Annotated in this window: 22 protein-coding genes and 7 tRNA genes; 20 read left to right on the top strand and 9 right to left on the bottom strand. The window is 51.3% G+C overall.

Annotated features, from left to right (window positions below):
- The first annotated feature begins 9 nt into the window (after positions 1 to 9).
- From cydB to pnuC, 19 genes are all read left to right on the top strand, one after another.
- Entirely contained in the window at positions 10 to 1149 is a 1140-nt protein-coding gene (gene cydB / locus AACU19_RS09440) for a cytochrome d ubiquinol oxidase subunit II (RefSeq protein WP_000568277.1), read from the top strand.
- A 14-nt stretch (positions 1150 to 1163) separates the two neighbouring features.
- Positions 1164 to 1277 carry a cytochrome bd-I oxidase subunit CydX gene (gene cydX / locus AACU19_RS09435; protein WP_000270282.1) on the top strand — a complete coding sequence of 38 codons (114 nt, stop codon included), beginning with the start codon at positions 1164 to 1166 and terminating at the stop codon, positions 1275 to 1277.
- Positions 1277 to 1570 carry a cyd operon protein YbgE gene (gene ybgE / locus AACU19_RS09430; RefSeq protein WP_000034602.1) on the top strand — a complete coding sequence of 98 codons (294 nt, stop codon included), beginning with the start codon at positions 1277 to 1279 and terminating at the stop codon, positions 1568 to 1570. Before cydX ends, ybgE begins: the two co-directional genes overlap by 1 nt.
- 149 nt (positions 1571 to 1719) lie before the next feature.
- Positions 1720 to 2124: a tol-pal system-associated acyl-CoA thioesterase gene (gene ybgC / locus AACU19_RS09425; RefSeq protein ID WP_001098384.1), complete on the top strand. Its 405-nt coding sequence runs from the start codon at positions 1720 to 1722 to the stop codon at positions 2122 to 2124.
- Positions 2121 to 2813, top strand: a complete 693-nt coding sequence (tolQ, locus tag AACU19_RS09420) for a Tol-Pal system protein TolQ (RefSeq protein ID WP_000131314.1) — start codon at positions 2121 to 2123, stop codon at positions 2811 to 2813. Before ybgC ends, tolQ begins: the two co-directional genes overlap by 4 nt.
- 3 nt (positions 2814 to 2816) lie before the next feature.
- Positions 2817 to 3245 carry a colicin uptake protein TolR gene (gene tolR, locus AACU19_RS09415; RefSeq protein WP_105278146.1) on the top strand — a complete coding sequence of 143 codons (429 nt, stop codon included), beginning with the start codon at positions 2817 to 2819 and terminating at the stop codon, positions 3243 to 3245.
- Positions 3246 to 3309: 64 nt separating this feature from the next.
- On the top strand, positions 3310 to 4575 hold the full coding sequence (tolA, locus tag AACU19_RS09410; protein WP_032302713.1) for a cell envelope integrity protein TolA: 1266 nt from the start codon (positions 3310 to 3312) through the stop codon (positions 4573 to 4575).
- A 132-nt stretch (positions 4576 to 4707) separates the two neighbouring features.
- Entirely contained in the window at positions 4708 to 6000 is a 1293-nt protein-coding gene (gene tolB / locus AACU19_RS09405; protein WP_001295307.1) for a Tol-Pal system beta propeller repeat protein TolB, read from the top strand.
- A 34-nt stretch (positions 6001 to 6034) separates the two neighbouring features.
- Positions 6035 to 6556: a peptidoglycan-associated lipoprotein Pal gene (pal, locus tag AACU19_RS09400; RefSeq protein ID WP_001295306.1), complete on the top strand. Its 522-nt coding sequence runs from the start codon at positions 6035 to 6037 to the stop codon at positions 6554 to 6556.
- 9 nt (positions 6557 to 6565) lie between these two features.
- Positions 6566 to 7357 (top strand): cell division protein CpoB, encoded by a 792-nt coding sequence (gene cpoB / locus AACU19_RS09395; RefSeq protein ID WP_000097569.1) that lies wholly within the window; start codon positions 6566 to 6568, stop codon positions 7355 to 7357.
- Positions 7358 to 7521: 164 nt separating this feature from the next.
- Positions 7522 to 7597 (top strand) — tRNA-Lys (locus AACU19_RS09390).
- A 135-nt stretch (positions 7598 to 7732) separates the two neighbouring features.
- Positions 7733 to 7808: transfer RNA gene (locus AACU19_RS09385), tRNA-Val, on the top strand.
- A 2-nt stretch (positions 7809 to 7810) separates the two neighbouring features.
- Positions 7811 to 7886: transfer RNA gene (locus AACU19_RS09380), tRNA-Lys, on the top strand.
- A gap of 50 nt (positions 7887 to 7936) precedes the next feature.
- A tRNA-Val gene (locus AACU19_RS09375) sits at positions 7937 to 8012 on the top strand.
- Between the two features lie 3 nt (positions 8013 to 8015).
- Positions 8016 to 8091: transfer RNA gene (locus AACU19_RS09370), tRNA-Lys, on the top strand.
- A gap of 146 nt (positions 8092 to 8237) precedes the next feature.
- Positions 8238 to 8313 (top strand) — tRNA-Lys (locus AACU19_RS09365).
- A gap of 132 nt (positions 8314 to 8445) precedes the next feature.
- A tRNA-Lys gene (locus AACU19_RS09360) sits at positions 8446 to 8521 on the top strand.
- Positions 8522 to 8798: 277 nt separating this feature from the next.
- Positions 8799 to 9842, top strand: a complete 1044-nt coding sequence (gene nadA, locus AACU19_RS09355) for a quinolinate synthase NadA (protein WP_105278145.1) — start codon at positions 8799 to 8801, stop codon at positions 9840 to 9842.
- 37 nt (positions 9843 to 9879) lie between these two features.
- A complete protein-coding gene (gene pnuC, locus AACU19_RS09350; RefSeq protein WP_000345406.1) occupies positions 9880 to 10599 on the top strand; it encodes a nicotinamide riboside transporter PnuC in 720 nt (239 codons plus the stop codon).
- On the opposite strand, the gene zitB is transcribed toward pnuC, so the two are convergent.
- Together zitB and AACU19_RS09340 are read right to left on the bottom strand one after the other, a co-directional pair.
- Positions 10596 to 11537 carry a CDF family zinc transporter ZitB gene (gene zitB / locus AACU19_RS09345; protein ID WP_105278144.1) on the bottom strand — a complete coding sequence of 314 codons (942 nt, stop codon included), beginning with the start codon at positions 11535 to 11537 and terminating at the stop codon, positions 10596 to 10598. The two genes, pnuC and zitB, sit on opposite strands and share 4 nt — an antisense overlap.
- A 114-nt stretch (positions 11538 to 11651) precedes the next feature.
- Entirely contained in the window at positions 11652 to 12032 is a 381-nt protein-coding gene (locus AACU19_RS09340; protein WP_000784342.1) for a YbgS-like family protein, read from the bottom strand.
- 315 nt (positions 12033 to 12347) lie between these two features.
- Between AACU19_RS09340 and aroG the strand changes: the two genes are divergently transcribed.
- Entirely contained in the window at positions 12348 to 13400 is a 1053-nt protein-coding gene (gene aroG, locus AACU19_RS09335; protein ID WP_001109196.1) for a 3-deoxy-7-phosphoheptulonate synthase AroG, read from the top strand.
- A gap of 158 nt (positions 13401 to 13558) precedes the next feature.
- Here aroG and gpmA read toward each other — a convergent pair whose 3' ends face one another.
- The 7 genes from gpmA to modE all read right to left on the bottom strand — a co-directional run bounded on the left by gpmA (position 13559) and on the right by modE (position 21361).
- The gene (gene gpmA / locus AACU19_RS09330) at positions 13559 to 14311 is read right to left on the bottom strand and encodes a 2,3-diphosphoglycerate-dependent phosphoglycerate mutase (protein ID WP_001295305.1); all 753 of its coding nucleotides are present in this window, start codon (positions 14309 to 14311) and stop codon (positions 13559 to 13561) included.
- Between the two features lie 202 nt (positions 14312 to 14513).
- The gene (gene galM, locus AACU19_RS09325; protein WP_105277792.1) at positions 14514 to 15554 is read right to left on the bottom strand and encodes a galactose-1-epimerase; all 1041 of its coding nucleotides are present in this window, start codon (positions 15552 to 15554) and stop codon (positions 14514 to 14516) included.
- Positions 15548 to 16696: a galactokinase gene (gene galK / locus AACU19_RS09320; protein WP_105278143.1), complete on the bottom strand. Its 1149-nt coding sequence runs from the start codon at positions 16694 to 16696 to the stop codon at positions 15548 to 15550. The genes galM and galK overlap by 7 nt, the downstream gene beginning before the upstream one ends.
- A 3-nt stretch (positions 16697 to 16699) precedes the next feature.
- Positions 16700 to 17746 (bottom strand): galactose-1-phosphate uridylyltransferase, encoded by a 1047-nt coding sequence (gene galT, locus AACU19_RS09315; RefSeq protein ID WP_105271739.1) that lies wholly within the window; start codon positions 17744 to 17746, stop codon positions 16700 to 16702.
- Between the two features lie 9 nt (positions 17747 to 17755).
- Positions 17756 to 18772, bottom strand: coding sequence for a UDP-glucose 4-epimerase GalE (gene galE / locus AACU19_RS09310; protein WP_105278142.1), 1017 nt, complete (start codon positions 18770 to 18772; stop codon positions 17756 to 17758).
- 260 nt (positions 18773 to 19032) lie between these two features.
- A complete protein-coding gene (gene modF / locus AACU19_RS09305) occupies positions 19033 to 20505 on the bottom strand; it encodes a molybdate ABC transporter ATP-binding protein ModF (protein ID WP_000096910.1) in 1473 nt (490 codons plus the stop codon).
- A gap of 67 nt (positions 20506 to 20572) precedes the next feature.
- Entirely contained in the window at positions 20573 to 21361 is a 789-nt protein-coding gene (gene modE / locus AACU19_RS09300; protein WP_032302721.1) for a molybdenum-dependent transcriptional regulator, read from the bottom strand.
- Positions 21362 to 21401: the final 40 nt, after the last annotated feature.

Genomic DNA, 21401 nt, shown 5'->3' with positions numbered 1-21401 from the left:
AGTCGTCAAATGATCGATTATGAAGTATTGCGTTTTATCTGGTGGCTGCTGGTTGGCGTTCTGCTGATTGGTTTTGCAGTCACTGACGGTTTCGACATGGGGGTGGGCATGCTCACCCGTTTCCTCGGTCGTAACGACACCGAGCGTCGAATTATGATTAACTCCATCGCACCACACTGGGACGGTAACCAGGTATGGCTGATCACTGCGGGTGGCGCTCTGTTTGCTGCCTGGCCGATGGTCTATGCCGCTGCGTTCTCCGGCTTCTATGTCGCGATGATCCTCGTGCTGGCGTCTCTGTTCTTCCGTCCGGTCGGTTTTGACTACCGCTCCAAGATTGAAGAAACCCGCTGGCGTAACATGTGGGACTGGGGCATCTTCATTGGTAGCTTCGTTCCGCCGCTGGTGATTGGCGTGGCGTTTGGTAACCTGTTGCAGGGCGTACCGTTCAACGTGGATGAATATCTGCGTCTGTACTACACCGGTAACTTCTTCCAGCTGCTTAACCCGTTCGGCCTGCTGGCTGGCGTGGTGAGCGTAGGGATGATCATTACTCAGGGCGCAACCTATCTGCAGATGCGTACCGTGGGCGAACTGCACCTGCGTACCCGTGCAACGGCTCAGGTGGCGGCACTGGTGACACTGGTCTGCTTCGCACTGGCTGGCGTATGGGTGATGTACGGTATCGATGGTTATGTTGTGAAATCAACAATGGACCATTACGCGGCATCTAACCCACTGAATAAAGAAGTGGTTCGTGAAGCTGGCGCATGGTTGGTGAACTTCAACAACACGCCGATTCTGTGGGCTATTCCGGTACTGGGTGTGGTTCTGCCTCTGCTGACCATTCTGACTGCACGTATGGATAAAGCGGCGTGGGCGTTTGTGTTCTCCTCCCTGACGCTGGCCTGCATCATCCTGACTGCCGGTATTGCAATGTTCCCGTTTGTGATGCCGTCCAGCACCATGATGAACGCAAGTCTGACAATGTGGGATGCAACTTCCAGCCAGCTGACGCTTAACGTCATGACCTGGGTTGCGGTGGTTCTGGTACCGATCATTCTGCTCTACACCGCCTGGTGCTACTGGAAAATGTTCGGTCGTATCACCAAAGAAGATATTGAACGTAACACCCACTCTCTGTACTAAGTAAGGAGCTAAAAATGTGGTATTTCGCATGGATTCTGGGAACGCTTCTTGCCTGTTCGTTTGGGGTAATCACCGCGCTGGCGCTTGAGCACGTCGAATCAGGCAAAGCCGGTCAAGAAGACATCTGATGAGTAAGATTATCGCAACCTTGTATGCGGTAATGGACAAGCGCCCCCTGCGGGCGCTTTCCTTCGTGATGGCGCTTCTGTTAGCAGGATGTATGTTTTGGGACCCGTCACGTTTCGCCGCGAAGACCAGTGAACTGGAAATCTGGCATGGTTTATTGCTGATGTGGGCCGTCTGTGCTGGTGTTATTCACGGCGTGGGCTTTCGTCCGCAGAAGGTTCTCTGGCAAGGGATTTTTTGCCCTTTGCTTGCCGATATTGTTCTCATTGTCGGGCTGATTTTCTTCTTCTTTTAAATCAGAATTCTCTTTAAAAATTTATGGGCCGCTTCAGGCCCATAAATTTTTACGCTCCCTTAACTTGCCCTCATTCCCAAACCTCAATCGCACGCGTATAGTAGCAGCGTTTAAAAGCTCTAACTTTTGTTGCATTACCGGGATGTAAAGTGAATACAACGCTGTTTCGATGGCCGGTTCGCGTCTACTATGAAGATACCGATGCCGGTGGTGTGGTGTACCACGCCAGTTACGTCGCTTTTTATGAAAGAGCACGCACAGAGATGCTGCGTCATCATCACTTCAGTCAGCAGGCGCTGATGGCTGAACGCGTTGCCTTTGTGGTGCGTAAAATGACGGTGGAATATTATGCACCTGCGCGGCTCGACGATATGCTCGAAATACAGACTGAAATAACATCAATGCGTGGCACCTCTTTGGTTTTCACGCAACGTATTGTCAACGCCGAGAATACTTTGCTGAATGAAGCAGAGGTTCTGGTTGTTTGCGTTGACCCACTCAAAATGAAGCCTCGTGCGCTTCCCAAGTCTATTGTCGCGGAGTTTAAGCAGTGACTGACATGAATATCCTTGATTTGTTCCTGAAGGCTAGCCTTCTGGTTAAACTTATCATGTTGATTTTGATTGGTTTTTCAATCGCATCCTGGGCCATTATTATCCAGCGGACCCGTATTCTTAACGCAGCGGCGCGCGAAGCCGAAGCGTTTGAAGATAAATTCTGGTCTGGAATCGAACTTTCTCGCCTCTATCAAGAGAGCCAGGGGAAACGGGATAATCTGACCGGTTCGGAACAAATCTTTTACAGCGGGTTCAAAGAGTTTGTGCGCCTACATCGTGCCAATAGCCATGCGCCGGAAGCCGTAGTGGAAGGGGCGTCGCGAGCGATGCGTATTTCCATGAACCGTGAACTTGAAAATCTGGAAACGCACATTCCGTTCCTCGGTACGGTTGGCTCCATCAGCCCGTATATTGGTCTGTTTGGTACGGTCTGGGGGATCATGCACGCCTTTATCGCCCTCGGGGCGGTAAAACAAGCAACACTGCAAATGGTTGCGCCCGGTATCGCAGAAGCGTTGATTGCGACGGCAATTGGTCTGTTCGCCGCAATTCCGGCGGTAATGGCTTATAACCGCCTCAACCAGCGCGTAAACAAACTGGAACTGAATTACGACAACTTTATGGAAGAGTTTACCGCGATTCTGCACCGCCAGGCGTTTACCGTTAGCGAGAGCAACAAGGGGTAAGCCATGGCCAGAGCGCGTGGACGAGGTCGTCGCGATCCCAAGTCCGAAATCAACATTGTACCGTTGCTGGACGTACTGCTGGTGCTGTTGCTGATCTTTATGGCGACAGCGCCCATCATCACCCAGAGCGTGGAGGTCGATCTGCCAGACGCTACTGAATCACAGGCGGTGAGCAGTAACGATAATCCGCCAGTGATTGTTGAAGTGTCTGGTATTGGTCAGTACACCGTGGTGGTTGAGAAAGATCGCCTGGAGCGTTTACCACCAGAGCAGGTGGTGGCGGAAGTGTCCAGCCGTTTCAAGGCCAACCCGAAAACGGTCTTTCTGATCGGTGGCGCAAAAGATGTGCCTTACGATGAAATAATTAAAGCACTGAACTTGTTACATAGTGCGGGTGTGAAATCGGTTGGTTTAATGACGCAGCCTATCTAAACATCTGCGTTTCCCTAGCTTGAAAGAGAGCGGGTAACAGGCGAACAGTTTTTGGAAACCGAGAGTGTCAAAGGCAACCGAACAAAACGACAAGCTCAAGCGGGCGATAATTATTTCAGCAGTGCTGCATGTCATCTTATTTGCGGCGCTGATCTGGAGTTCGTTCGATGAGAATATAGAAGCTTCAGCCGGAGGCGGCGGTGGTTCGTCCATCGACGCTGTAATGGTTGATTCAGGTGCGGTAGTTGAGCAGTACAAACGCATGCAAAGCCAGGAATCAAGCGCGAAGCGTTCTGATGAGCAGCGCAAGATGAAGGAACAGCAGGCTGCGGAAGAACTGCGTGAGAAACAAGCGGCTGAACAGGAACGCCTGAAGCAACTTGAGAAAGAGCGGTTAGCGGCTCAGGAGCAGAAAAAGCAGGCTGAAGAAGCCGCAAAACAGGCCGAGTTAAAGCAGAAGCAAGCGGAAGAGGCGGCAGCGAAAGCGGCGGCAGATGCTAAAGCGAAGGCTGAAGCGGATGCAAAAGCTGCGGAAGAAGCAGCGAAGAAAGCGGCTGCAGACGCGAAGAAAAAAGCAGAAGCAGAAGCCGCCAAAGCCGCAGCCGAAGCGCAGAAAAAAGCCGAAGCAGCCGCTGCGGCGCTGAAGAAGAAAGCGGAAGCGGCAGAAGCAGCTGCAGCTGAAGCAAGAAAAAAAGCGGCAACTGAAGCTGCTGAAAAAACCAAGGCAGAAGCTGAGAAGAAAGCGGCTGCTGAAAAGGCTGCAGCTGATAAGAAAGCAGCGGCAGAGAAAGCTGCAGCCGACAAAAAAGCAGCAGAAAAAGCGGCTGCTGAAAAGGCAGCAGCTGATAAGAAAGCAGCGGCAGAAAAAGCCGCCGCAGACAAAAAAGCGGCAGCGGCAAAAGCTGCAGCTGAAAAAGCCGCTGCAGCAAAAGCTGCCGCAGAGGCAGATGATATTTTCGGTGAGCTAAGCTCTGGTAAGAATGCACCGAAAACGGGGGGAGGGGCGAAAGGGAACAATGCTTCGCCTGCCGGGAGTGGTAATACTAAAAACAATGGCGCATCAGGGGCCGATATCAATAACTATGCCGGGCAGATTAAATCTGCTATCGAAAGTAAGTTCTATGACGCATCGTCCTATGCAGGCAAGACCTGTACGCTGCGCATAAAACTGGCACCCGATGGTATGTTACTGGATATCAAACCTGAAGGTGGCGATCCCGCACTTTGTCAGGCTGCGTTGGCAGCAGCTAAACTTGCGAAGATCCCGAAACCACCAAGCCAGGCAGTATATGAAGTGTTCAAAAACGCGCCATTGGACTTCAAACCGTAATCGCGATGCTGACTGTTCCGACGGTCAACATCAGACACCGGTTGCCACGGGGTTCTGGTAGTTTTGTGTATTTTAGTTTGTTAACATTCTGCTAAATTATCGTGGGCCATCGGTCCAGATAAGGGAGATATGATGAAGCAGGCATTACGAGTAGCATTTGGTTTTCTCATACTGTGGGCATCAGTTCTGCATGCTGAAGTCCGCATTGTGATCGACAGCGGTGTAGATTCCGGTCGTCCTATTGGCGTTGTTCCTTTCCAGTGGGCGGGTCCTGGTGCAGCACCTGAAGATATTGGCGGCATCGTTGCTGCTGACTTGCGTAACAGCGGTAAATTTAATCCATTAGATCGCGCTCGTCTGCCACAGCAGCCGGGTAGTGCGCAGGAAGTTCAACCAGCTGCATGGTCTGCGCTGGGTATTGACGCTGTGGTTGTCGGCCAGGTCACTCCGAATCCGGACGGCTCTTACAATGTTGCTTATCAACTTGTGGACACTGGCGGCGCACCGGGTACTGTACTTGCTCAGAACTCGTACAAAGTGAACAAGCAGTGGCTGCGTTATGCTGGTCATACCGCCAGTGACGAAGTGTTTGAAAAACTGACCGGCATTAAAGGTGCGTTCCGTACCCGTATTGCCTACGTTGTTCAGACCAACGGCGGTCAGTTCCCGTATGAACTGCGCGTATCTGACTATGACGGTTACAACCAGTTTGTCGTTCACCGTTCTCCGCAGCCGCTGATGTCTCCGGCGTGGTCACCAGACGGTTCTAAACTGGCTTATGTGACCTTCGAAAGCGGTCGTTCCGCGCTGGTCATCCAAACGCTGGCAAATGGCGCTGTACGTCAGGTGGCTTCATTCCCGCGTCACAACGGTGCACCTGCATTCTCGCCAGACGGCAGCAAACTGGCATTCGCCTTGTCGAAAACCGGTAGCCTGAACCTGTACGTAATGGATTTGGCTTCTGGTCAGATCCGCCAGGTGACTGATGGTCGCAGTAACAATACCGAACCGACCTGGTTCCCGGACAGCCAGAACCTGGCATTTACTTCTGACCAGGCCGGTCGTCCGCAGGTTTATAAAGTGAATATCAACGGCGGTGCGCCACAACGTATTACCTGGGAAGGTTCGCAGAACCAGGATGCGGATGTCAGCAGCGACGGTAAATTTATGGTAATGGTCAGCTCCAATGGTGGGCAGCAGCACATTGCCAAACAAGATCTGGCAACGGGAGGCGTACAAGTTCTGTCGTCCACGTTCCTGGATGAAACGCCAAGTCTGGCACCTAACGGCACTATGGTAATCTACAGCTCTTCTCAGGGGATGGGATCCGTGCTGAATTTGGTTTCTACAGATGGGCGTTTCAAAGCGCGTCTTCCGGCAACTGATGGACAGGTCAAATTCCCTGCCTGGTCGCCGTATCTGTGATAATAATTAATTGAATAGTAAAGGAATCATTGAAATGCAACTGAACAAAGTGCTGAAAGGGCTGATGATTGCTCTGCCTGTTATGGCAATTGCGGCATGTTCTTCCAACAAGAACGCCAGCAATGACGGCAGCGAAGGCATGCTGGGTGCCGGCACTGGTATGGATGCGAACGGCGGCAATGGCAACATGTCTTCCGAAGAGCAGGCTCGTCTGCAAATGCAACAGCTGCAGCAGAACAACATCGTTTACTTCGATCTGGACAAGTACGATATCCGTTCTGACTTCGCTCAAATGCTGGATGCACACGCAAACTTCCTGCGTAGCAACCCGTCTTACAAAGTCACCGTAGAAGGTCACGCGGACGAACGTGGTACTCCGGAATACAACATCTCCCTGGGTGAACGTCGTGCGAACGCCGTTAAGATGTACCTGCAGGGTAAAGGCGTTTCTGCAGACCAGATCTCCATCGTTTCTTACGGTAAAGAAAAACCTGCAGTACTGGGTCATGACGAAGCGGCATACTCCAAAAACCGTCGTGCGGTACTGGTTTACTAAGAGAATTGCATGAGCAGTAACTTCAGACATCAACTATTGAGTCTGTCGTTACTGGTTGGTATAGCGGCCCCCTGGGCCGCTTTTGCTCAGGCACCAATCAGTAGTGTCGGCTCAGGCTCGGTCGAAGACCGCGTCACTCAACTTGAGCGTATTTCTAATGCTCACAGCCAGCTTTTAACCCAACTCCAGCAACAACTCTCTGATAATCAATCCGATATTGATTCCCTGCGTGGTCAGATTCAGGAAAATCAGTATCAACTGAATCAGGTCGTGGAGCGGCAAAAGCAGATCCTGTTGCAGATCGATAGCCTCAGCAGCGGTGGTGCAGCGGCGCAATCAACCAGCGGCGATCAAAGCGGTGCGGCGGCATCAACGACGCCGACAGCTGATGCTGGTACTGCGAATGCTGGCGCGCCGGTGAAAAGCGGTGATGCAAACACGGATTACAATGCAGCTATTGCGCTGGTGCAGGATAAATCCCGCCAGGATGACGCAATGGTGGCATTTCAGAATTTCATCAAAAATTACCCTGATTCAACTTATCTGCCAAACGCCAATTATTGGCTGGGTCAGTTAAACTACAACAAGGGTAAAAAAGATGATGCGGCGTACTATTTTGCTTCGGTAGTGAAAAACTATCCGAAGTCACCGAAAGCTGCGGATGCGATGTTTAAAGTCGGCGTCATCATGCAGGACAAAGGTGACACCGCAAAAGCGAAAGCTGTATATCAGCAGGTTATCAGTAAATACCCTGGGACTGATGGCGCAAAACAGGCGCAAAAACGTCTGAACGCGATGTAATGCATAACACACGACCAGAAGTCGCATTATTTCTGGTCGTGTCGTGCGAATCATAAGCAGTTGAGTGATCTGCATCGAAATTTTTGTTGCGCTCAAGTCTGAAATCAGTAATATATGCCGCCGTTGCCACGGGATATCAAACAAACCGAAAGCAACGAAAAAGTGGGTCGTTAGCTCAGTTGGTAGAGCAGTTGACTTTTAATCAATTGGTCGCAGGTTCGAATCCTGCACGACCCACCAATCGCTAAGGTGGAAGCGGTAGTAAAACGTGAAGGATAACGTTGCGTCAGCAACGGCCCGAAGGGCGAGACGAAGTCGAGTCATCCTGCACGACCCACCACTAACCTAGTTAGTTGTAGTATCCAGCGTAGTATCGGGTGATTAGCTCAGCTGGGAGAGCACCTCCCTTACAAGGAGGGGGTCGGCGGTTCGATCCCGTCATCACCCACCACCGGGTCGTTAGCTCAGTTGGTAGAGCAGTTGACTTTTAATCAATTGGTCGCAGGTTCGAATCCTGCACGACCCACCACTAATGCAGTGGGTTCGGTGGAAGTAGTTTGTAGTATCCAGCGCAGTATCGGGTGATTAGCTCAGCTGGGAGAGCACCTCCCTTACAAGGAGGGGGTCGGCGGTTCGATCCCGTCATCACCCACCACTCGGGTCGTTAGCTCAGTTGGTAGAGCAGTTGACTTTTAATCAATTGGTCGCAGGTTCGAATCCTGCACGACCCACCAGTTTTAACATCAAACTCAGATGTTAAGCGTGAAGGATAACGTTGCGCCAGCAACGGCCCGTAGGGCGAGCGAAGCGAGTCATCCTGCACGATCCACCAATATTAAAGATTGGTCCCGAGTAGAAATCATTCAGGTAACACCCGTATGGGTCGTTAGCTCAGTTGGTAGAGCAGTTGACTTTTAATCAATTGGTCGCAGGTTCGAATCCTGCACGACCCACCAATTTAAAGGTGGTTACTGGTAGAGAATGTGAAGGATAACGTTGCGTCAGCAACGGCCCGAAGGGCGAGACGAAGTCGAGTCATCCTGCACGACCCACCATCCTGAATGATTAAAGCAGCATAATCCCGCAAGGGGTCGTTAGCTCAGTTGGTAGAGCAGTTGACTTTTAATCAATTGGTCGCAGGTTCGAATCCTGCACGACCCACCAATGTAAAAAAGCGCCCTAAAGGCGCTTTTTTGCTATTCAGGCATCTCTCAATTTCAATTCTTGACCCTGATGACATACTCCGCGCTTGCTGCGTAAACGACTCTACGTCGGAGGAATAAGACGCAAAGTGTGGCATTCGTCATCTCATACGTATTTCGAGTGACTTTTCCCCACCATTCGACTATCTTGTTTAGCATATAAAACAAATCATGCCGATAATAGCGAATATCACGCTTATGTCGGTTTTAATGTTAAGCCTGTAAAACGAGATGGTAAGATGAGCGTGATGTTTGATCCTGAAGCGGCGATTTATCCTTTCCCCCCGAAGCCGACGCTGTTAAGCATTGATGAAAAAGCGTATTACCGCGAGAAGATAAAACGTCTGCTAAAAGAACGTAATGCGGTGATGGTTGCCCACTACTATACCGATCCCGAAATTCAACAACTGGCAGAAGAAACCGGTGGCTGTATTTCTGATTCTCTGGAAATGGCGCGCTTCGGTGCAAAGCATCCCGCTTCTACGTTGTTAGTCGCTGGGGTGAGATTTATGGGAGAAACCGCCAAAATTCTCAGTCCGGAAAAAACAATTCTGATGCCGACACTTCAGGCTGAATGTTCACTGGATCTCGGCTGCCCTGTTGAAGAATTTAACGCATTTTGCGATGCCCATCCCGATCGTACTGTCGTCGTCTACGCCAACACTTCTGCTGCGGTAAAAGCGCGCGCAGATTGGGTGGTAACTTCAAGCATTGCCGTCGAACTTATTGATCATCTGGATAGTTTGGGTGAAAAAATCATCTGGGCACCCGACAAACATCTGGGGCGTTACGTGCAAAAACAGACGGGAGCAGACATTTTATGCTGGCAGGGTGCCTGCATTGTGCATGATGAGTTTAAGACTCAGGCGTTAACCCGCTTGCAAGAAGAATACCCGGATGCTGCCATACTGGTGCATCCAGAATCACCGCAAGCTATTGTAGATATGGCGGATGCGGTCGGTTCCACCAGTCAACTGATCGCTGCTGCGAAAACATTGCCACATCAGCGACTTATCGTGGCAACCGATCGGGGTATTTTCTACAAAATGCAGCAGGCGGTGCCAGATAAAGAGTTACTGGAAGCACCAACCGCGGGTGAGGGCGCAACCTGCCGCAGCTGCGCGCATTGTCCGTGGATGGCCATGAATGGCCTTCAGGCCATCGCAGAGGCATTAGAACAGGAAGGAAGCAATCACGAGGTTCATGTTGAGAAAAAGCTGCGAGAGAAGGCGCTGGTGCCGCTCAATCGTATGCTGGATTTTGCGGCTACACTACGTGGATAACTAATAATAAGGCGTCACGTTACGCTTTGGGGGAAAGATGGATTTTTTTAGTGTACAGAATATCCTGGTACATATACCAATAGGAGCAGGCGGTTATGATCTCTCATGGATCGAAGCGGTAGGCACGATCGCCGGGTTGCTGTGTATTGGCCTTGCCAGTCTGGAGAAGATCAGCAACTACTTCTTTGGCCTGATCAACGTCACCTTGTTTGGCATTATTTTCTTTCAGATTCAGCTGTATGCCAGCCTGCTATTACAGGTGTTTTTCTTTGCCGCGAATATTTACGGTTGGTATGCGTGGTCGCGACAAACCAGTCAGAACGAGGCGGAGTTGAAAATTCGCTGGTTGCCATTGCCGAAGGCGCTCAGCTGGTTGGCGGTTTGCGTTGTTTCGATTGGTCTGATGACGGTATTTATCAATCCGGTGTTTGCATTTTTGACCCGCGTGGCAGTCATGATCATGCAAGCATTAGGATTACAGGTTGCGATGCCTGAACTACAGCCGGACGCTTTCCCGTTCTGGGATTCATGCATGATGGTGTTATCTATCGTGGCAATGATTCTGATGACGCGTAAGTATGTGGAAAACTGGCTATTGTGGGTGATTATTAACGTGATTAGCGTCGTTATTTTTGCACTTCAGGGCGTTTACGCCATGTCTCTGGAGTACATCATCCTGACCTTTATTGCCCTCAACGGCAGCCGGATGTGGATCAACAGCGCACGCGAAAGAGGTTCACGCGCGCTGTCCCATTAATGGTGATGATGCGAGTGGCCAGACACGCCTTCGTTCAGGTGGCACTCTGGCCCATGACAAGGTTGATATTCCATCTGGATGGTGGCGTGTGCAATCTGATAGTGATCCATCAGATAATGTTGGATCTGATCCAACAACGCGTCGTGATCGTGTGGCGGGATCACCTGTACATGCAGTGTCATCACTGGCTTTTCACCCACCATCCAAACATGTACATGGTGCACATTGCGGACTTCCGGGATTTCCCGGCACATACGACGCTTCAGTTCGGCGATATCCAGCGATACCGGTGCACCTTCAAGTAATTCATTCACGCTATCTTTCAACAGTCGCCACGCGCTACGCAGAACCAGAAGCGACACCAGTATTGAGAGAATGGGGTCAGCAGGTGTCCAGCCGGTCCAGATAATAATCAACGCGGCAATAATAGCTCCAACCGAACCCAGAAGGTCCCCGAGGACATGCAGTGCCGCTGCTCGCACGTTGAGGTTTTTCTCTTCGCTGCCGTGATGAAGTAACCAGAAAGAAAGTATATTTGCCAGTAGCCCAGCCACGGCAATTGCCATCATCATGCCACCCTCGACCGGACGAGGCGTGCGGAAGCGTTCTATCGCCTCCCAGACAATCAAAATAGTAATCACCACCAGGGCGATGGCATTCACAAACGCCGCGAGCGTGGTCAATCTTAGCCAACCGAAAGTGTGGCGAATGGTGGGAGGACGACGGGAAAATTGCACTGCGAGTAGGGCGAAAAGCAGGGCGGCAGTATCGGTCAACATATGACCCGCATCGGCCAGCAATGCCAGAGAACCGGAAAGAAAACCACCAATGACTTCTACGAGCATAAACCCGGCAGTCACGCCGAAAGCATACAACAAGCGACGAGCATTATTATCTTCTGGCAGGTGTGAGGAAGTGTGTGAGTGTGAGTGCGCCATGACGAGTCATCCCTTAATTATTCTCACTTAACTTTATGACATCATACTGCTTTTAGAAGGGAAAAAATTAAAAGGGAGAGACTCCGCTCTCCCATTATTGGCTATTTCGCAGGGTTACTGCGTGGTACCGTCGGTTTTGGTATCGACATCATTGTTGATGCCATCACCGGTTTGGACTTTTTTATTGATATCCGGGCAGCGACCATCTTTGCACATGGTGTTCTTGTGCTCTTCATCTTTGGTCATGCCGTCATTGTTCATTGAAGAACCATCCGGATGCAGCATTGTGCCGCCAGAACCGGTATTTACCCCGTTATTGTCGACGTTATTTGGCGCGACATTTTCACGGGCGTCAGGGGCTACCTGGCCCGCATCAGCTGCGGCGTTTGCCTGGCCGTTATTGCTTTGCGCTCCGCTATCGGCAGCCAGTGCGGCACCGCTGGCAAGGCTTAGAGTGGCAGTCAGAAATAGTGTGGCCAGTTTTGTCATTTTCATAGGATGCTCCTGTTATGGTCGTTATGTCGGATAACCTCTTCCAACAGTGCATTTGCAGGTGAATACAAAGTAATTGTTTAAGATTTCAGCCAGGCAAAGATACCCAGAAGAGAATCTTGAAATAATTAACAAACAAAGGAGTTACAGTTAGAAATTGTAGGAGAGATCTCGTTTTTCGCGACAATCTGGCGTTTTTCTTGCTAATTCCAGGATTAATCCGTTCATAGTGTAAAACCCCGTTTACACATTCTGATGGAAGATATAGATTGGAAGTATTGCATTCACTAAGATAAGTATGGCAACACTGGAACAGACATGAATTATCAGAACGACGATTTACGAATCAAAGAAATCAAAGAGTTACTTCCTCCTGTCGCATTGCTGGAAAAATTCCCTGCTACTGAAAATGCCGCGAATACGGTCGCCCATGCCCGAAAAGCGATCCATAAGATCCTGAAAGGTAATGATGATCGCCTGTTGGTGGTGATTGGTCCGTGTTCTATTCATGATCCCGTCGCGGCTAAAGAGTATGCCACTCGCTTGCTGGCGCTACGTGAAGAGCTAAAAGATGAGCTGGAAATCGTGATGCGCGTCTATTTTGAAAAGCCGCGTACCACGGTGGGCTGGAAAGGGCTGATTAACGATCCGCATATGGATAACAGCTTCCAGATCAACGACGGTCTGCGTATTGCCCGCAAATTGCTGCTCGATATTAACGACAGCGGTCTGCCAGCGGCGGGTGAATTCCTGGATATGATCACCCCACAATATCTCGCTGACCTGATGAGCTGGGGCGCAATTGGCGCACGTACCACGGAATCGCAGGTGCACCGCGAACTGGCATCAGGGCTTTCTTGTCCGGTCGGCTTCAAAAATGGCACCGACGGTACGATTAAAGTGGCTATCGATGCTATTAATGCCGCCGGTGCGCCGCACTGCTTCCTGTCCGTAACGAAATGGGGGCATTCGGCGATTGTGAATACCAGCGGTAACGGCGATTGCCATATCATTCTGCGCGGCGGTAAAGAGCCTAACTACAGCGCGAAGCACGTTGCTGAAGTGAAAGAAGGGCTGAACAAAGCAGGCCTGCCAGCACAGGTGATGATCGATTTCAGCCATGCTAACTCGTCGAAACAATTCAAAAAGCAGATGGATGTTTGTGCTGACGTTTGCCAGCAGATTGCCGGTGGCGAAAAGGCCATTATTGGCGTGATGGTGGAAAGCCATCTGGTGGAAGGCAATCAGAGCCTCGAGAGTGGGGAACCGCTGGCCTATGGCAAGAGCATCACCGATGCCTGCATTGGCTGGGAAGATACCGATGCTCTGTTACGTCAACTGGCGAATGCAGTAAAAGCGCGTCGCGGGTAAAGTTTAATTGTCGGATGCGCCGTCACAGTGGCGTATCTGATGAATCACCGTAGGCCTGACAAGACGCGCAGCGTCGCATCAGGCAATGTGCTCCATTGTTAGCGATAAAAAAGCCGACTCATTTGCAGTCGGCTTTCTCATTTTTAAGCGAATGACGTTTACTTCGCTTTACCCTGGTTAGCAACGGCCGCTGCTTTCGCCGCGATCTCGTCAGCATTACCCAGATAATAGCGTTTCAGCGGTTTGAAATTCTCGTCGAATTCATAAACCAGTGGCACGCCGGTCGGGATATTCAGCTCAAGAATCTCTTCTTCGCTCATATTATCGAGATATTTCACCAGCGCACGTAACGAGTTACCGTGTGCGGCGATGATCACGCGCTCACCGCTCTTCATTCGCGGCAGAATAGTTTCATTCCAGTAAGGGATCACGCGGTCAATGGTCAGCGCCAGGCTTTCCGTCAGTGGCAGCTCTTTCTCGCTCAGCTTCGCGTAACGTGGATCGTGGCCCGGATAACGCTCATCATCTTTAGTCAGTTCCGGCGGAGTTACCGCAAAACCACGACGCCACTGTTTCACCTGCTCGTCGCCATACTTTTCAGCAGTTTCTGCTTTGTTCAGACCCTGCAACGCACCGTAGTGACGTTCGTTCAGTTTCCAGGATTTCTCAACGGGCAGCCATGCCTGATCCAGTTCGTCCAGCACATTCCACAGGGTATGGATAGCGCGTTTCAGCACAGAGGTGTAAGCAAAATCAAAGCTGTAACCTTCCTCTTTCAGCAGCTTACCAGCTGCTTTTGCTTCGCTTACGCCTTTCTCAGACAGATCCACGTCGTACCAACCGGTGAAACGGTTTTCTTTGTTCCACTGACTTTCGCCATGACGAACCAGAACCAGCTTAGTTACAGCCATATACTTACTCCTCAAATCATCTTTTAATGATAATAATTCTCATTATATTGCCGTGACGAAGCAACAGCAATGCTTACGCATAACCATAGCGAAAATAGTGTCGCAGTGTAAGGTTGTTGTGAATATTGAGTTGCAAATATGTCGGTGTTTGCTGGTGATTTGAGCAATATAAGGATAAAGCCCTCATGACGAGGGCTTAAAGTTATTCAGCAATAAACTGATATTCCGTCAGGCTGGAATACTCTTCGCCAGGACGCAGGAAGCAGTCCGGTTGCGGCCATTCAGGGTGGTTTGGGCTGTCCGGCAGGAACTCGCTTTCCAGCGCCAGGCCCTGCCAGTCGGCGTAAGGTTCAGTTCCCCGTGACGGCGTGCCACCAAGGAAGTTGCCGGAGTAAAATTGCAGAGCCGGAGCGGTGGTGTAGACCTTCAGTTGCAATTTTTCATCTGCTGACCAGACATGCGCCGCCACTTTCTTGCCATCACCTTTAGCCTGTAACAAGAACGCATGATCGTAACCTTTCACTTTGCGCTGATCGTCGTCGGCAAGAAACTCACTGGCGATGATTTTGGCGCTGCGGAAATCAAAAGATGTTCCGGCGACAGATTTCAGACCGTCGTGCGGAATGCCGCCTTCATCAACCGGTAGATATTCGTCCGCCAGAATCTGCAACTTGTGATTGCGCACGTCAGACTGCTCGCCGTCGAGGTTGAAATAGACGTGATTAGTCATATTCACCGGGCAAGGTTTATCAACTGTGGCGCGATAAGTAATGGAGATACGGTTATCGTCGGTCAGACGATACTGCACTGTCGCGCCGAGATTCCCCGGAAAGCCCTGATCGCCATCTTCTGAACTCAGGGCAAATAGCACCTGACGATCGTTCTGATTCACAATCTGCCAGCGACGTTTGTCGAACCCTTCCGGGCCGCCGTGCAGCTGGTTGACGCCCTGACTTGGCGAAAGCGTTACGGTTTCACCGTCAAAGGTATAACGGCTATTGGCGATGCGGTTGGCATAACGACCAATAGAGGCCCCCAGAAACGCGGCCTGATCCTGATAGCATTCCGGGCTGGCGCAGCCAAGCAGCGCCTCGCGGACGCTGCCATCGGAAAGCGGAATACGGGCGGAAAGTAAAGTCGCACCCCAGTCCATCAGCGTGACTACCATCCCTGCGTTGTTACGCAAAGTTAACAGTCGGTACGGCTGACCATCGGGTGCCAGTGCGGGAGTTTCGTTCAGCACTGTCCTGCTCCTTGTGATGGTTTACAAACGTAAAAAGTCTCTTTAATACCTGTTTTTGCTTCATATTGTTCAGCGACAGCTTGCTGTACGGCAGGCACCAGCTCTTCCGGGATCAGCGCGACGATACAGCCGCCAAATCCGCCGCCGGTCATGCGTACGCCACCTTTGTCGCCAATCACAGCTTTGACGATTTCTACCAGAGTGTCAATTTGCGGCACGGTGATTTCGAAATCATCGCGCATAGAAGCATGAGACTCCGCCATCAACTCGCCCATACGTTTCAGGTCGCCTTGCTCCAGTGCGCTGGCTGCTTCAACGGTACGGGCGTTTTCAGTCAGGATATGACGCACGCGTTTCGCCACGATAGGGTCCAGTTCATGTGCAACAGCGTTGAACTCCTCAATAGTGACATCGCGCAGGGCTGGCTGCTGGAAGAAACGCGCGCCGGTTTCGCACTGTTCACGACGGGTGTTGTATTCGCTGCCAACCAGGGTACGTTTGAAGTTACTGTTGATGATGACGATAGCCACACTTTTGGGCATGGAAACCGCTTTGGTGCCCAGTGAGCGGCAATCGATCAGCAAGGCATGATCTTTTTTGCCGAGCGCGGAAATCAGCTGATCCATGATCCCACAGTTACAGCCAACAAACTGGTTTTCTGCTTCCTGGCCGTTAAGTGCGATTTGTGCGCCGTCCAGCGGCAGATGATAAAGTTGCTGCAATACGGTTCCGACCGCGACTTCCAGTGAAGCGGAAGAACTTAACCCCGCACCCTGCGGCACATTGCCGCTGATCACCATGTCCACACCGCCAAAGTTGTTGTTACGCAGTTGCAGATGTTTCACTACGCCACGGACGTAGTTAGCCCATTGATAGTTTTCATGTGCGACAATAGGCGCATCAAGGGAAAACTCGTCAAGCTGATTTTCATAATCGGCTGCCATCACGCGAACTTTACGGTCATCGCGTGGTGCACAACTGATCACAGTTTGATAATCAATCGCGCAGGGCAGAACGAAACCGTCGTTGTAGTCGGTGTGTTCACCAATCAAATTCACGCGGCCAGGCGCCTGAATGGTGTGAGTGGCAGGGTAGCCAAATGCGTTGGCAAACAGAGATTGTGTTTTTTCTTTCAGACTCATTTCTTACACTCCGGATTCGCGAAAATGGATATCGCTGACTGCGCGCAAACGCTCTGCTGCCTGTTCTGCGGTCAGGTCTCGCTGGGTCTCTGCCAGCATTTCATAACCAACCATAAATTTACGTACGGTGGCGGAGCGCAACAGAGGCGGATAAAAGTGCGCGTGCAGCTGCCAGTGTTGATTCTCTTCGTCATTAAATGGCGCGCCGTGCCAGCCCATAGAGTAGGGGAAGGAGCACTGGAAGAGGTTGTCATAACGGCTGGTCAGCTTTTTCAACGCCAGCGCCAAATCGCTGCGTTGGGCGTCGGTCAAATCGGTGATCCGCAAAACGTGGGCTTTGGGCAGCAGTAGCGTTTCGAACGGCCAGGCAGCCCAGTAAGGCACAACGGCTAACCAGTGTTCGGTTTCGACAACGGTACGGCTACCGTCTGCCAGCTCGCGCTGAACATAATCCACCAGCATTGGCGATTTTTGCCCGGCAAAATATTCTTTTTGCAGGCGATCTTCGCGCTCAGCTTCGTTAGGCAGGAAGCTATTTGCCCAAATCTGTCCGTGCGGATGCGGGTTAGAGCAGCCCATCGCCGCGCCTTTGTTTTCAAAGACCTGCACCCACGGGTATGTTTTCCCCAGTTCTGCGGTTTGCTCCTGCCAGGTTTTGACGATTTCCGTCAATGCCGCAACGCTGAGTTCTGGCAGCGTTTTACTGTGATCCGGTGAAAAGCAGATCACCCGGCTGGTACCGCGCGCGCTCTGACAACGCATCAGCGGATCGTTGCTTTCTGGCGCATCTGGCGTGTCAGACATCAAGGCCGCAAAGTCATTAGTGAAAACGTAAGTCCCGGTGTAATCGGGGTTTTTATCGCCTGTCACCCGCACATTACCTGCGCAGAGGAAGCAATCTGGATCGTGCGCAGGTAACACCTGTTTGGCTGGCGTTTCCTGCGCCCCCTGCCAGGGGCGCTTAGCGCGGTGCGGTGAAACCAGAATCCATTGCCCGGTGAGCGGGTTGTAGCGGCGATGTGGATGATCAACGGGATTAAATTGCGTCATGGTCGTTCCTTAATCGGGATATCCCTGTGGATGGCGTGACTGCCAGTGCCAGGTGTCCTGCGCCATTTCATCGAGTGTGCGCGTTACGCGCCAGTTCAGTTCACGGTCGGCTTTGCTGGCGTCCGCCCAGTAGGCCGGAAGGTCGCCCTCGCGACGCGGTGCAAAATGATAATTAACCGGTTTGCCGCAGGCTTTGCTGAAGGCATTCACCACGTCCAGCACGCTGCTGCCTACGCCAGCGCCGAGGTTGTAGATGTGTACGCCTGGCTTGTTCGCCAGTTTTTCCATCGCCACGACGTGACCGTCCGCCAGATCCATTACGTGGATGTAATCGCGCACGCCAGTACCGTCTTCGGTCGGATAATCGTTACCAAAAATCGCCAGCGAGTCGCGACGGCCTACAGCAACCTGGGCGATGTATGGCATCAGGTTATTCGGAATGCCTTGCGGATCTTCGCCCATATCGCCCGACGGATGCGCGCCAACTGGGTTGAAGTAGCGCAGCAGGGCAATGCTCCAGTCCGGCTGGGCTTTTTGCAGATCGGTGAGGATCTGTTCCACCATCAGCTTGCTTTTGCCGTAAGGGCTTTGCGGTGTGCCGGTCGGGAAGCTTTCAACATATGGAATTTTGGGCTGATCGCCATAAACGGTGGCGGAGGAGCTAAAGATAAAGTTTTTGACGTCAGCGGCGCGCATGGCGCTAATCAGGCGCAGAGTACCGTTGACATTGTTGTCGTAATATTCCAGCGGTTTTTGTACCGATTCGCCAACGGCTTTCAACCCGGCGAAGTGGATCACGGTGTCGATAGCGTGATCGTGCAGGATCTCGGTCATCAACGCTTCGTTACGGATATCGCCTTCAACAAACGTTGGATGTTTGCCGCCTAAACGCTCGATAACAGGCAGTACGCTGCGCTTACTGTTACAGAGGTTATCAAGAATGATGACATCATGACCGTTTTGCAGTAATTGCACACAGGTATGACTTCCAATGTAACCGCTACCACCGGTAACCAGAACTCTCATAATTCGCTCCATTAGGCTTATGGTATGAAATAACCATAGCATAACAAAGATGCGAAAAGTGTGACATGGAATAAATTAGTGGAATCGTTTACACAAGAATTTAGCCGTTCTTTATGCACGATTAAGTGATTATAAAACAGAGGGTTTATGAATGATTGCGCTTTTTATCTGAAAAAAGTCGCGGTTTCATGCCTGGATGTGTCGAACTTTAGGCCGGAGAGGGCGCTAAGGCCGCCTCCGGTACAGTCAGCATTACCGACTCAGTTTATTTTTGTCAGCGCATAACGATAGAGGTCACCGTCCGGCACGAACTCAAGACGATGGGAAATACAGGCGGGCGCATCTTCGGCGTGGTGTGAAACAAACAATAATTGCGTTTCACCTTCGCTAATCAGCACATCAACAAAACGGCGGATAAGCTGGCGATTGAGTGGATCAAGGCCCTGTAAAGGTTCATCAAGAATAAGCAAAGTCGGATGCTTCACCAGTGCGCGAACGATCAGCGCCAGACGCTGCTGTCCCCAGGAAAGACTATGGAAAGGCGCGTCAGCCGTGCGTTTATCAATGCCGAGAATATCCAGCCACTGCTGCACCAGTTTTTGCTGGCGATCTGAAACGGCCTGATAAATGCCAATCGAATCAAAATAGCCAGAAAGGATCACATTACGCACGGTAGTGCTGACCCGGTAATCCAGATGCAAACTACTGCTGACGTAACCGATATGCTTTTTGATATCCCAGATGGTTTCGCCGCTGCCGCGACGTCGTCCGAAAAGTGTTAAATCGTTGCTGTAACCTTGCGGATGATCGCCTGTAATCAGGCTTAATAGCGTCGATTTTCCCGCGCCATTTGGCCCGACAATTTGCCAGTGCTCGCCTGGATTCACCTGCCAGCTAAGGTTATTAAGAATGGGGCGATCGTTATAAGAAACCACGCCGTTGTTCAGCACAATGCGCGGTTCGTTGGCGGGTAAGGCGTGACGTGCTGAAGGTTCATCTGGCTCCGGCAGTTGCACACCTTCAAGCTGTTCGCTATGCGCCAGTTGCGCGACGAGTGCTTGTTGGAGCAGTTCCTCTTTAGCGCCAGTTTCCGCTAACGTGCAATCCGCCAGCACGCCAGCAAACTGGACAAATTCCGGGATCTCATCGAAGCGATTGAGCACCAGTACCAGGGTAATACCGGACTGATGTAACGAGGCGAGCAGCTCAGCCAGCTGCTGACGTGAGGCAACATCCAGGCCATCGAACGGCTCATCAAGAATCAACAAGTCTGGCTCCGACATCAGCGCCTGACACAGCAGGGTTTTTCGCGTCTCGCCAGTGGAAAGGTATTTAAAGCGTCGGTCGAGAAGGGCGGTAATGCCGAACTGCTGCGCCAACTGCGCACAACGCTGTGCATCCTTAATTTCATCCTGAATGATTTCAGCCGTAGTGCGTCCGGTGTCATCTTCGCCAGGGCCGAGCATATCGGTGTTATTCCGTTGCCATTCGTCGCTGACGAGCTTTTGCAATTGCTCGAAGGAGAGACGAGTGATGTGGGAAAACTGACTTTGTCGTTCACCTTTCAAAAGCGGAAGTTCCCCCGCTAGCGCGCGGGCCAGCGCCGACTTCCCGCTTCCATTCGAACCGACAAACGCCCAACTATCACCCGCGTTTAACGTTAGCTGAGACAATTGCAGCGTTTTTGTGTCGCTAAGACGAAACGTGCCTTGCAAAATTTGCAACGATGACATTTTATATCCCATTTTTTGCAGCGATTACTGACAGGGATACGTGTTTCATAACAAATTGTCAACACGCTTAGCAAAGCGTAGCGATAATCACGCTGTCGGCGTTAAAGTAAGCCGTGGCATTCTGCCCTTGTTCAAGAGAAGCTGCTTCATTTACCGGCACCGTGGCGCACAGAGTTTGCCCGTCAGGTAACGCCATTAATACTTCGCACTGTTCTGCACCGCGCTCTATATGACGAATAATGCCCGGCAATTGGTTGTCGGCACCCTGGGCGACAGTGTCATCCTGAGTAATGTTCACCCACGGCGCTTTCAGCAGAATCAACACTTCTTTGCCTTCATCCAGTCCCAGACGTGCGCCACTTTGTGCGGTAATCGCGACTTTAAGGCGTGTTTTGCCATCGGCCAGTAAGACATCAACATGTTGTTGAATGTCATCATGATCGCGGGCGGTGATGGTGCCAAACCACTGGTTACGGGCACTGGTCTGCAGTGAAAAACGTGAGATCGCGGCCAGCAGGCTGTTCAGCGGCAAGGCGTCATCGTCACTTAACACATCAAAGGCTTTTTGCTGGATTTGCGCCAGTAAATCATAGAGCTGAATCAGTCGCTGACCATAGCGGGTCAGTACTGCGCCGCCGCCACCTTTACCGCCTGTTGCGCGCTCAACCAGAATATGCTCACTTAACTGATTCATCTCGTTAATGGCATCCCAGGCGCTTTTATAGCTGATACCGGCATCTTTCGCTCCCTGGCTAATGGAACCGGAAAGCGCAATGTGTTTTAGTAACGAAATGCGGCGCGGGTCGGCGAATAATTTTTGTTGGAGCTTAAGGGTGAGAAGGATTTCGGCCTGCATAACAATGTCCTGGCAAAAGTCTTATTGTGACGGAAAACGA

It is taken from the genome of Escherichia sp. MOD1-EC4550 (genome assembly GCF_963876935.1).
Classification (GTDB): domain Bacteria; phylum Pseudomonadota; class Gammaproteobacteria; order Enterobacterales; family Enterobacteriaceae; genus Escherichia; species Escherichia coli_F.
This window is presented reverse-complemented; position numbering and strand designations above follow the sequence as displayed.

Bases quoted from the DNA above. Each gene is read 5' to 3' on its own strand.
- cydB (WP_000568277.1), top strand. From the start codon at position 10: ATGATCGATTATGAAGTATTGCGTTTTATCTGGTGGCTGCTGGTTGGC.
- cydX (WP_000270282.1), top strand. From the start codon at position 1,164: ATGTGGTATTTCGCATGGATTCTGGGAACGCTTCTTGCCTGTTCGTTT.
- ybgE (WP_000034602.1), top strand. From the start codon at position 1,277: ATGAGTAAGATTATCGCAACCTTGTATGCGGTAATGGACAAGCGCCCC.
- tolR (WP_105278146.1), top strand. From the start codon at position 2,817: ATGGCCAGAGCGCGTGGACGAGGTCGTCGCGATCCCAAGTCCGAAATC.
- tolB (WP_001295307.1), top strand. From the start codon at position 4,708: ATGAAGCAGGCATTACGAGTAGCATTTGGTTTTCTCATACTGTGGGCA.
- pal (WP_001295306.1), top strand. From the start codon at position 6,035: ATGCAACTGAACAAAGTGCTGAAAGGGCTGATGATTGCTCTGCCTGTT.
- cpoB (WP_000097569.1), top strand. From the start codon at position 6,566: ATGAGCAGTAACTTCAGACATCAACTATTGAGTCTGTCGTTACTGGTT.
- nadA (WP_105278145.1), top strand. From the start codon at position 8,799: ATGAGCGTGATGTTTGATCCTGAAGCGGCGATTTATCCTTTCCCCCCG.
- pnuC (WP_000345406.1), top strand. From the start codon at position 9,880: ATGGATTTTTTTAGTGTACAGAATATCCTGGTACATATACCAATAGGA.
- zitB (WP_105278144.1), bottom strand. From the start codon at position 11,537: ATGGCGCACTCACACTCACACACTTCCTCACACCTGCCAGAAGATAAT.
- AACU19_RS09340 (WP_000784342.1), bottom strand. From the start codon at position 12,032: ATGAAAATGACAAAACTGGCCACACTATTTCTGACTGCCACTCTAAGC.
- aroG (WP_001109196.1), top strand. From the start codon at position 12,348: ATGAATTATCAGAACGACGATTTACGAATCAAAGAAATCAAAGAGTTA.
- gpmA (WP_001295305.1), bottom strand. From the start codon at position 14,311: ATGGCTGTAACTAAGCTGGTTCTGGTTCGTCATGGCGAAAGTCAGTGG.
- galK (WP_105278143.1), bottom strand. From the start codon at position 16,696: ATGAGTCTGAAAGAAAAAACACAATCTCTGTTTGCCAACGCATTTGGC.
- galT (WP_105271739.1), bottom strand. From the start codon at position 17,746: ATGACGCAATTTAATCCCGTTGATCATCCACATCGCCGCTACAACCCG.
- galE (WP_105278142.1), bottom strand. From the start codon at position 18,772: ATGAGAGTTCTGGTTACCGGTGGTAGCGGTTACATTGGAAGTCATACC.
- modF (WP_000096910.1), bottom strand. From the start codon at position 20,505: ATGTCATCGTTGCAAATTTTGCAAGGCACGTTTCGTCTTAGCGACACA.
- modE (WP_032302721.1), bottom strand. From the start codon at position 21,361: ATGCAGGCCGAAATCCTTCTCACCCTTAAGCTCCAACAAAAATTATTC.